We start from the raw sequence: 9906 nt of genomic DNA on the forward strand, positions 1-9906 counted from the left end.
TCCTGCCCCGGAGCTCACCGGGACGGAGCAGCGCTCGCGGTGCCGTTCGGCGGGGCGTGACCGGTTCGTCGTCCACGGCCGCGCCCCGGCCTTCGAAGTGGGCGCTGTCCCCGGTCCGACTGTGGACGGACACCGCCCGTGCCGGTTCAGCTCTCCCGGGCCGTCTCGCGCCGGCGGGTGATGACCAGGGCCGCGCCGCCGAGGACGACCAGGGTGATGGCGGTGCCGACGATCCAGGGGGTGATGCCCGAGGCGCCGGTCTCGGCGAGGTTGACGTCGGTGGCCGTGCCGCCCACGGGGGCGGGGGTGGGCCCGCTGAGGGTCTGGACGTCCACGCCGGTCTCGGCGGCCCGGGTCCGGCAGTCGAGCACGCCGGTGAACCGCTTCTCGAAACCGTCCGAACCCCGGACCGTGAAGTCGTACGCCCGGTCCTCGGCCAACGGGACCGTCACCGTGCGGGACTCGCCCGGCTCGACGGTGTACTCGCGCTCCGCGAGCTCGAAGGTGAAGGGCTCGTCGTCCTGGTTGACGGCGGTGACGTCGACGCCGCCCTCGGCGCAGTTCGTCCGGGCGGACACCGCCGGTATCGCACCCCGCTCCGCCCAGGTCGCGCTCGCCGTCGCGGAGACCGTCGAGGTGCTGGAGCCGGCCAGGATCTGGGTCTGGCTGCGGCTGTCGGAGGCGAAGGCCCGGCCGACCGGCACGGTGGTCGACGCCTGCGCGGTCAGCTCGACCGTGTCCGCCGGCGCGTCCTCGGGTATCTCGAAGAACACCTTGCCGCCGTCCGTCGCCGTGGTGACGGGCTCGCCGGCCCGGTCGACGATCCGCACCCCGCTCGTGGCGGCGTCCGCCGGCGGCGACACCGTCACGCTGTCCGCGTCCGTGCGCACCGTCACCGGACCGAGCAGCTCACCCGGACGGCCGGAGACGGCCGGCGGCTCCAGGGTCAGCGACGCCCTCGGCTCCGGCTGGTTCCGGGCGCTCTTCTCCAGGTAGTCCGCGAGCTGCTCCGCCTGGGGGTCCACGGCCTCCACGTCCACGTCGTCGGAGTAGCGCCAGATCGCCACCTGCGTACCGGCCGCCGCGTCCTGCTCGGTGAGCTGGCCCCGGACGCCCGCCCGGTCGGCGAGCGCCGCGAGGTCGTTCACCTGGGGGTAGGAGTTGCGCAGGATCCAGCGGATCCGGCCGGCGTCCTCGTTGGCGCCCAGCGAGGTCCCGTTCCACGCGGTCTCGTAGTACTTCGCGTCCGTCTGCGTGGGGGTGTGGATGTCGACGCAGTAGGTCTGCAGCATGCCGCCGCCCTCGACGGACATCTCGAACAGCCCCGCCGACACCCGCTGGTCCCCGGCGGCGCCGCGGATCACGGCCTCGCCGTACGTCTTCAGACCCTCCACCGTCGCGGCCGCCCCGCCCTCACCGCGCGCCGCGCCGGGAGCGCCGGGAGTGGCGGCAGCCGTCCCGGCGCCGGCCAGCACACCGGCGGCGACGAGCCCGGACACCAGCGTCCCGGCGGCGAGACGGGTCACCGTCGCACGCCGAAGCACGGACGACACAGAGCACGCAGACAACGCAGAGTACGCCGCAAACACCGATTTCCCCTCCGAGCGGGACCCGTCAGACATGGGGGGACGGGCCCCACCAGCAGAATCACCGGCCCCGAGAGCCCCGGGAGCCATGCCCGGCATCCTAAGTACGCCTCGGAGCACGCCTGTCGATGATCAGCTCGGAGGCATGATCCGACTCGCAATCGTTATCGCCGACGCGGGCACGAACAGGAGTTGTCGACAAATCCACCCGGGACCGTTCCCCATTCAACCGCCGATAAGCCACACTTCGGTCAGTCGCGTCGCCGGAGCCCGACCGGTGACATCACGTCACCATGGCCGGTTCCGGTGTCCGTTGGGCGGCGACGGCCCCGGATCCGGCAGCCGCACCCGCCGCTCCGGTCGCCTCGGCTCCCCCACCGGAGGCGGCCGTGTCGCCCGCTCCGGTCTCCCAGGCGGGCTCCGGCCGGTCCGGGGAGGCCTGCTGCTCCGGTCGGCCCGAGCGCCGGAACGCCGACGTGCCCCGGGCCAGGTCGTGGCCGATCGCCACCGCCTCGATGTCCGCCGAGGTCCGGCCCTGCTGCCCCTCGCGGGTCTCCGTGCGGACCTTCAGCCGCCCCCGCACCAGCACGGGTTCGCCCACCGACAGCGAGGCCATGGTGTTGGTGGCGAGCTGCCGGTTGGCCCACACCGTGAAGAAGTTGGTGTGGCCGTCCGCCCACGCGCTCTTCTCCCGGTTCCAGTACCGCGAGGTGACCGCCAGCCGGAACCTCGCCACCGGTCCGGACGCCGTCTCCCGGTACACCGGCCGCGTCGCCACGTTGCCCACCGCGCAGATCGTCGTCTCGTTCATCGTGCCTGCCTCCCCCGTCCGGACGCCGGCACCGGCACCGGGCGGATCCGCGTACGGGCCCGCCCCGTACGGATGCGAGTCAGACTGCCTCCTTCGGGCCGGGCCCGCTGAGGCCTGTGGACCACCACCGCACTGTGGACAACTCCGCCACCCGAACGAGTCGCGGTGCCGGACGCCTCAGTTCACCCCGGCACCCGCCCCCACCACCCGCCCGTACTGCTCCCGTACCTCCCGGTACCGCAGCAGCTCCGCCGCCACCGGGTCCAGGACGCGGGCCCGCCCGCACCCCGCGGCCGCCTCCCGCAACCGTCTCTCCGCCTCCTGCCCGTGCCGCCGGGCCGGACCGCGGGCGGCCATCCGGCAGCTCCACTCGATGAGCGGCCCGCCGACGATGCCGAGCACCATCAGCAGCACCGGCACCCCCAGGTTCGGCGACATGAATCCGATGATCTGGCCCAGCAGCCACAGTCCGCCGACGAACTGGAGGATCGTCATGGACGCCTGGGCGAGCACGGCCACCGGCCACCACCCGGGCCGCGGCGGTCGCCCCGGCGGCAGGCTCGCGCGCACGGCGAGGGCGTCCAGCGTCTCGGGCAGCCCCTGGGAGCCCCGTACGGCGGCCTCGCGCACCGCCTGCGCCCAGGGCGCGGGCAGGCCGTCCGAGGCACGGTCGGACACCGTGCGCACCGCCTGCTCCACCCGCTGCCGGGCCGTGACCTCCTGATCGGGCTGCGTCCGCTGCGGGAGCTTCCCGGTGGGCGGCCCTCCCCGGCCCTGGCACCAGCGCCACAGCCGCAGCCACGGGGTGCCGCACGCACGGTTGGCGTTGCGCAGCCACGCGCGTTCGGCCGCCTCGCCCGCCGCGCCGGCGCCCACGGCCTCCGCGAGCCGGTCCGAGAACTCCTCCCGCGCCTCCTCGCTCAGCCCGGCCCGCCGGCGGTTGGCGTAGACGGGCCACAGCCGGGCGGCGGCGACGTCGACGTCCGCGCCGATGCGGCGGCCCGCGGCTCCGCGTTCGGCCACGAACCGGCCGAGCGCCTCCCGCAGCTCGTCGACCCCGTCGCCGGTGAGCGCGGACAGCGCGAGCACCGTCGTGCCGGGTTCTCCGTACTCGCCCAGGGCGATGCCGTCCTCGTCGAGCAGCCGCCGCAGATCGTCCAGGACCTGCTCGGCGGCCTCCCCGGGAAGCCGGTCGATCTGGTTGAGGACGACGAACATGACCTCCGCGTGGGCGGACATGGGCCGCAGATAGCGCTCGTGCAGCATCGCGTCGGCGTACTTCTCGGGGTCGACGACCCAGATGACCGCGTCGACCACGGCCAGCACCCGGTCCACCTGTTCGCGGTGCTGCACGGCCGCCGAGTCGTGGTCCGGCAGGTCGACGAGGACGAGTCCGCGCAGCGGGTCGTCCGCGTCCGTCATCGCCTGCAGCGGGCGGCGGCGCAACCGGGGCGGGATGCCGAGCCGTTCGATGAGGCTCGCGGCGCCGTCGCTCCAACTGCACGCGACGGGCGCGGCGGTGGTCGGCCGCCGTACGCCGGTCTCCGAGATGGCGACCCCGGCCAGCGCGTTGAACAGCTGCGACTTGCCACTGCCCGTCGCGCCCGCGATGGCGACCACGGTGTGCTGCCCGGAGAGCCGTCCTCGCGCGGCGGCCGCGTCGAGGACCCGGCTCGCCCCGGCCAGCGTCCGGTTGTCGAGCCTGGCCCGGGACAGTCCCACCAGCTCGTGCAACGCGTCCAGCCGTGAGAGCAGCGGCGGGTCGTACGTCAGGGGGGTCACGGTCTGCGGCGCGGGCTTCCGGGCCTCCAGCACGGTGGACCGCTCGATCCCTGCGATCCCGGCCCCGGCGGTCCCGCTCCCGGCGGTCTCGGTCCCCCGCCGCGCGATCAGCCCGTCGTCCCAGGGGGCCTGCGAGGCCGGCCCCTCCGAGGGCTCCCCGTCGCGGCCCTCCCCGTCCCTGTCGCCCCTGTCGTCCCCGTCCCAGTCACCCCCGTCCTCCCCGTACTCGTCCTTCGCGTCCTGGGCCCCGGGGGACCCGGCCTCTGCGTCCGGGCGGTCGAAACGCTCAGGGTGCTCGGTGTGGTCCTGGTCAGTGACGGCGGTCACCGGTCACCTCTCCTTCTGCAGTACGGACAACGCGGCGATGAGTTCGGCCTGGGGCTCGGGATGCACCTCGAGCGCGTCGAGCGGCGCGAGCCGACGCTCGCGTTCGGTGTGCATGATCCGGTTCACGTGCTGGAGCAGCAGCCGCCCGCCCCGGTCGCGCAGCCGCAACGCCCCGTGCGCGCCGATCCGTTCGGCGAGCTTCTCCCCCGCGGCCCACTCCCTGCGCCCGCTCAGCAACGCGGTGGCGGCCAGGGCGGCGACCGTCTCGGGGTCCGGCGCCGCGGCACGGTCGAGTTCGCGTACCTCTTCCTCGGCGTACTCCTCCAGTTCGCGCCGCCACCGCCGTACGGCCAGCCCGATCCGGTGCTCGGCACCCTCCACCGCCCCGTCACGGTCGGTGAACTCGGGGGCGTTCGCGGCCGGTTCGCACCGCCAGGCGGTGTCGACCCGCTCGTCGGCGGCGGTGACGGCGCACAGCAGCAGGGCGCCCAGGCTCTCCACGAGGGTGTCGAGGAGTTCGGCGGGAGTGCAGTCGAGCGGGAAGGCGCGCCACCGCTTGAGCGCGTCACCGGCGAGCACGGCCCCGGCCTGCAGCCGGCCGCGCAGCCGCGAGTGCTCGCTGTCGTACGCCCCGTCGACGGCGGAGGTGAGCCGCAGCGCGGCGGCGTGCTGCGCGGCGGCGGCACCGGCGAGTTCCGGCATGCGGGAGTCGAGGGAGTCGAGGACGCCCTGGGCGGTCCGTGCCATGACGTGCTCACGGGCGGCGGGGTCCTGCGTCTGGTGGACGAGCCAGGTCCGCAGCGACGCCACCGCGGAGGCCGGCAGCAGCCCGCCGCCCCAGGCCGACTCGGGCAGCTCCGGCACGGTGAAGCGCGGTACGTGGCCGAGTCCGGCCTTGGTGAGCAGGGCGCCGTACTGCCGCGACACCTCGGACACGACCTGGTGGGGCACCCGGTCCAGGACGGTCACGAGGCTGACGTCGTACTCCTTGGCGGCGCGCAGCATGTGCCAGGGGACGGCGTCGGCGTAGCGGGCGGCGGTGGTGACCATGACCCAGATGTCCGCCGCGCAGATGAGTTCGGCGGCGAGGACGCGGTTGTCGGAGACGAGGGAGTCGATGTCGGGGGCGTCGAGCAGGGCGAGGCCGGGCGGGAGGTTGTCGGCGGTCTCGATGCGCAGCACGCGCGCGGGGTTCTCGCCGGGGAGCAGGTGATCCTCGGCCTCCTGCTGGGGCACCCACACACGGGTGAGGTCGGGCAGCACCCGCATCCCGCTGAACCAGTGGTGGTCCTCCGGATGGCAGACAAGCACCGGTGTGCGTGTCGTCGGCCGCAGCACCCCCGCCTCGCTGACCCGCCGCCCCACGAGAGAGTTCACCAGGGTGGACTTTCCGGCCCCGGTGGAGCCCCCGACGACGGCCAGCAACGGCGCTTGGGGCTCTCTCAGGCGGGGCACCAGATAGTCGTCGAGCTGCGCGAGCAGTTCGTCGCGGTTGGCACGCGCGCGTGGGGCCCCCGCCAGGGGCAGCGGGAAGCGTGCGGCGGCGACACGGTCGCGCAGGGCGGAGAGTGCGTCGAGCAGCTGGGGCCGTACGTCCAAGGTCACCACATGCGAAGAATGCCCAATTTCAGGGGAATTCTGAAGCATATGAGCATGTCTGCGCGCCGATCGGACACAAGGGGCGGAAGGGACGACTGGGGCGCGAGTGCGGTCGAGGCATAACGAGTGCACAACACCCGATGCGCGAGAGGCCGAAAGCGGTGCACGATTCGTACCCGCCTGCGATTATCGGGACCGCTTCACCGGACCTCCACATCGAGCCACGGAGGCGAAGCGACAGGGGCAAGGGCACGGGAGCCCTATCCTTGTCCCCGGCAACGTCAGGAACCGGCCACACCCGGGCATCACGACAGTGGCCACCACACCCGGGCCCCCGTAGCTCAGTGGATAGAGCAGGCGCCTTCTAAGCGCTTGGCCGCAGGTTCGAGTCCTGCCGGGGGCGCACACGCTGTCTGAGCTGCGGAAACGTGGCTCAAGCGCCCCAGCCGGAGCGCTGTGACTCACCCGTCCGATAGTTGGGCAAGGTGAGTCGCCGACTCGACTTTGCCCAGCTCTCACGAGAGAGCCACAGGCATGACACGGAGCCCTCTGCGCACACAGCAGAGCACGAGCAAGATCGCACGTCGTCCCGCGTCCGTACGGAGCACACACGAGCGTGAGGACGCTGCCGGCACGCACGCACACGTACTGAGCGACTACGCAACGCACCTGCGGGCCGGCAACAACAAGCGCGGTAGGCCCTACGCCGAGAAGACGGTCACCGCGTACACCGAGGCAGCGCGCACCCTGGACCGCTGGCTTCCTGGACTGCGCCGCCCCGGCCCTGAATGTCTTCTTCCGCGCGCACTACGACGGCGGGAAGGGCGAGCGGCAGGGTGGACCTCACACCCTCCAGCGCACCTTGCGCACCTTCTTCAAGTGGCTGGAAGCCGAGGACGACCACGCGAACCCCTACGACGGCGCACGGCTCCAGCGCCACGCCCACCCGGCCGAAGTCGCTACGCCGACCTGGGCTCTTCGCCATCCGGCGGAGTCGTGCACGATCAGGGCTCGAGAGCGGCCGGGAGCGGAGGCGGAGTTGAGCGTCATGGGTGTGTGGGTCATCGGGACGGTGTCTGACCAGAAGATGAGGGAGCTGCTGCAAGCAGCGGTTCAGACCTCGCCGTCGGCACCCATGCCGGCGGACGCCGATGTGCCGGGGAAACTGGCTTGGTGGCGGAGCACGGCACCGGAGTCCTTGTTCAGCGCGTCCGAGACTTCTCCCGGCAGTTGGGTCGCTCACGAGGACGCCTTCCGGCTCAGCGCATTCTTCGACAACTGCCATGACGACTCCGATCCGGTGGAGGCGCTGGGCGACGCCGTCATGGCCCGGTTCCCGCCCAAGGAGGAGGAGGGCCTGTTCGCCGCCACGGCACGCAAGGCCAGCCCCTTCTCGGCCTTGGCCTACGCGCTCGGTCCCGATGCGGTGCTGCGGCTGCCGGGCTGGTTCGGGGACTTCCTGCTGCACGCCGAGGAGGTTCGCGCCCAGCTCCTTGCGGCGGAGGAGGCCCTGGCCCTGACCGGAACCCAGCGGCGTGACGCAGTCGAGCGGATCCACCGGTGGATGACCGGTCTGGGAGACGATCCCGACTACGACGCCGAGGAACTCCTTGACGGCCCGCTGCGCGTTCTCCGCCACGCCGTCCGCACCGGGCAGGGCGCGGCCGGCCTTGTCCGCTGGTACTGACAGTACGGAGCGCCCCATTGCGCGTCCCTCACGTGCCCGCAGAGAGGGCATATCGCGGTGAGCTGGAGGGAGGCCACGGGGAATCCTGCACAACACCCCAGGCCGGCGACTTTGCAGGCCAAGTGCCCTCGGCGTACGCGATCCTCCACACTGGTGCTCTGCAGCAGCCCCGCCATGCATGCCTCGACCCTTGGGACGCCGTCGGCGCACCGCGGGAGGCAGCACGTGAGAACCCACCTAAAAGAGGTTGGGCAAGGCAAGCACCAGGGTGAACGAGAGACAGACGCTGAGGATGAACTTCCACGCCTTGAAAGGACGTCGGCGGCCCGGCGCGGTGCCGGCGTAGGCCGATCGGGTGGACCTACCAAGGCTTGCCCGCATCTTCTGAGCGCTTGGCCGCAGGTTCGAGTCCTGCCAGGGGCGCAAGTACCTTCTGACCAGCGGAAAAGCTGGTCCTTTTTCATTCTGGCTTCGTTCTGGGAGGCCGGGACGGCTGGGACGGCTGGGACTTCCACCCGGGCACCGGGGCGATCTACGGGGGTGCGTGGCGGGGACCGGTGTTCGTGCTCACCCACCACCCGCAGGACGCGCAGCCCGTCGCGGGGGTGACGTTCCTGAGCTGCGACGTCGCCGAGGCGGTCCGGATCGGGCTGAAGGCCGCGGACGGCAACTGCTGGAACGCGGGCTGGTCGACGAGGTGGGCCTGCACGTCGCTCCGGTACTGCTGGGTGACGGGATCCGGTTGTTCGACCACCCGGCGGGGCTCCCGTCCGGCTCGCACTGCTGAACGGCGACGGCCCCTCAGCCCCGGTGAACGTGCGCTACCGCCCCGTCACGTCCACTTGACCGGGCAGTCAAAAAAACTCATCAGGGCCGTTCGAGCTGAATATGACACATTGCCGGGATCGCCCATAAACGAATGATTGCGGGGAAAAGGCGCGGTTGCTGGTAATCATGGACTGGTTCGTCCTCATTCCCCTGTACCGGAGCCGTCCATGCGCACTGCCCCCACCACCGCCCAGATTGCACTGAACGTACAGCGCCACGGGTCCACTCCTCCACCCTCGAAGCCATCGGAGCCCTCGGAGCGGGCGGAGGAGCGGAGCCTCAGTTTCGAGGGTTTCGCGTACGGGTGCCGGATCGTCCATCAGAGCGCCCCGCGAACGGCGCCGCTGCTGCTGCTCGGCGGCTCCTCCCAGGACCGGTACTCCTGGCAGGCGCACGAGAAGTGGCTGGCTCCGCTCTGCACGCTGATCACCGTGGATCTTCCGGGATACGGCAGCGCGGACTTCCTGCCCTCCCGGTACGGCATCGACTTCCTCGCCTCCGCGGTCAAGCACATGCTGGTGGAGACCGGGATGCCGCAAGTGAACCTCTTCGGCGGCTGCTTCGGCGAAGTGGTCGGCCTCCGCTTCGCGCAACTGCATCCCGAGTTCGTCCGCCGCATCGTCTTCTGCGGCGCGGCGAAGCGCCTCCCCGAGATCTACACCGACGTCGTACCGCGCCTGTCGCACGCCTTCGAACGGGGCGACACCGATGCGGCCGTCGGCGGACTGGTGCGGTTGTTCATGTCGAACCCGGGCGCCGGCAAGGTCCGCAGGCACGCGGCCGTGACACGCCTCCTCCAGCGGCAGTTCATGAACCAGACGCCGGACGAGATCAAGAAGGCGCTCGAGCACAACACGAGACTGGTGACGCACGGCTGCTACGAGCCCCTGCCCGTCCCCGACGTGCCGACCCTGGTGTTCACGGGGGAGTACGACACCCTGTGCACCCCCGAGATGGGCCGCGAGCTCGCCGCGACGATGCCCGTGGCGCGGTTCACGACCGTCAAGGAGGCGGACCACCTGGTCACCGTCGAGCGCAGGGAGGAGTCGTCGGAGCTGATCGGCCGGTTCTGCACCGACCTCCCCATCGACGACCTGCCGTACTGCACCCCCGTGGAGTCACCGGGCGCCGAACTCGCCGGCGTGACGCCGAGCCGATAACGGACATACGGAGAGTGGCCGGAACCCGGTACCGGCGTGGCCGGTGCCCTGTCCGCCGTCATCGTGGCCGCCGGCGCCGGTGCCGTCGTCGAGGACGGTGATCTCGATGTGGGGGCCCACCCTGAC

The 9906-nt window shown here is 71.9% G+C and carries 7 protein-coding genes and 1 tRNA gene; 3 read left to right on the forward strand and 5 right to left on the reverse strand.

All coding sequences use genetic code 11. The features are described from left to right. Positions 1-146: 146 nt before the first annotated feature. The 4 genes from AB0I73_RS01420 to AB0I73_RS01435 all read right to left on the reverse strand — a co-directional run bounded on the left by AB0I73_RS01420 (position 147) and on the right by AB0I73_RS01435 (position 6114). Complete coding sequence (locus AB0I73_RS01420; protein WP_363032551.1) at positions 147-1526, reverse strand: Cys-Gln thioester bond-forming surface protein; 1380 nt, start codon at positions 1524-1526, stop codon at positions 147-149. Positions 1527-1869: 343 nt separating this feature from the next. Further along, the gene (locus AB0I73_RS01425; RefSeq protein WP_363032553.1) at positions 1870-2397 is read right to left on the reverse strand and encodes a single-stranded DNA-binding protein; all 528 of its coding nucleotides are present in this window, start codon (positions 2395-2397) and stop codon (positions 1870-1872) included. Positions 2398-2574: 177 nt separating this feature from the next. Beyond that, positions 2575-4506: a YfjP family GTPase gene (locus AB0I73_RS01430; protein ID WP_363032555.1), complete on the reverse strand. Its 1932-nt coding sequence runs from the start codon at positions 4504-4506 to the stop codon at positions 2575-2577. Positions 4507-4509: 3 nt separating this feature from the next. Then, positions 4510-6114: a dynamin family protein gene (locus AB0I73_RS01435; RefSeq protein WP_363032557.1), complete on the reverse strand. Its 1605-nt coding sequence runs from the start codon at positions 6112-6114 to the stop codon at positions 4510-4512. Positions 6115-6435: 321 nt separating this feature from the next. On the opposite strand from AB0I73_RS01435, the gene AB0I73_RS01440 reads away from it, so the two are divergent. Together AB0I73_RS01440 and AB0I73_RS01445 are read left to right on the forward strand one after the other, a co-directional pair. Next, a tRNA-Arg gene (locus AB0I73_RS01440) sits at positions 6436-6508 on the forward strand. A 459-nt stretch (positions 6509-6967) separates the two neighbouring features. Then, positions 6968-7792, forward strand: coding sequence for a hypothetical protein (locus tag AB0I73_RS01445; RefSeq protein ID WP_363032559.1), 825 nt, complete (start codon positions 6968-6970; stop codon positions 7790-7792). Between the two features lie 532 nt (positions 7793-8324). On the opposite strand, the gene AB0I73_RS01450 is transcribed toward AB0I73_RS01445, so the two are convergent. Next, the gene (locus tag AB0I73_RS01450) at positions 8325-8546 is read right to left on the reverse strand and encodes a hypothetical protein (protein WP_363032561.1); all 222 of its coding nucleotides are present in this window, start codon (positions 8544-8546) and stop codon (positions 8325-8327) included. A gap of 241 nt (positions 8547-8787) precedes the next feature. Between AB0I73_RS01450 and AB0I73_RS01455 the strand changes: the two genes are divergently transcribed. Continuing rightward, positions 8788-9780: an alpha/beta hydrolase gene (locus AB0I73_RS01455; protein ID WP_363032563.1), complete on the forward strand. Its 993-nt coding sequence runs from the start codon at positions 8788-8790 to the stop codon at positions 9778-9780. The last annotated feature ends 126 nt before the right edge of the window (positions 9781-9906 follow it).

This window comes from Streptomyces sp. NPDC050388 (assembly GCF_040655635.1).
Classification (GTDB): domain Bacteria; phylum Actinomycetota; class Actinomycetes; order Streptomycetales; family Streptomycetaceae; genus Streptomyces.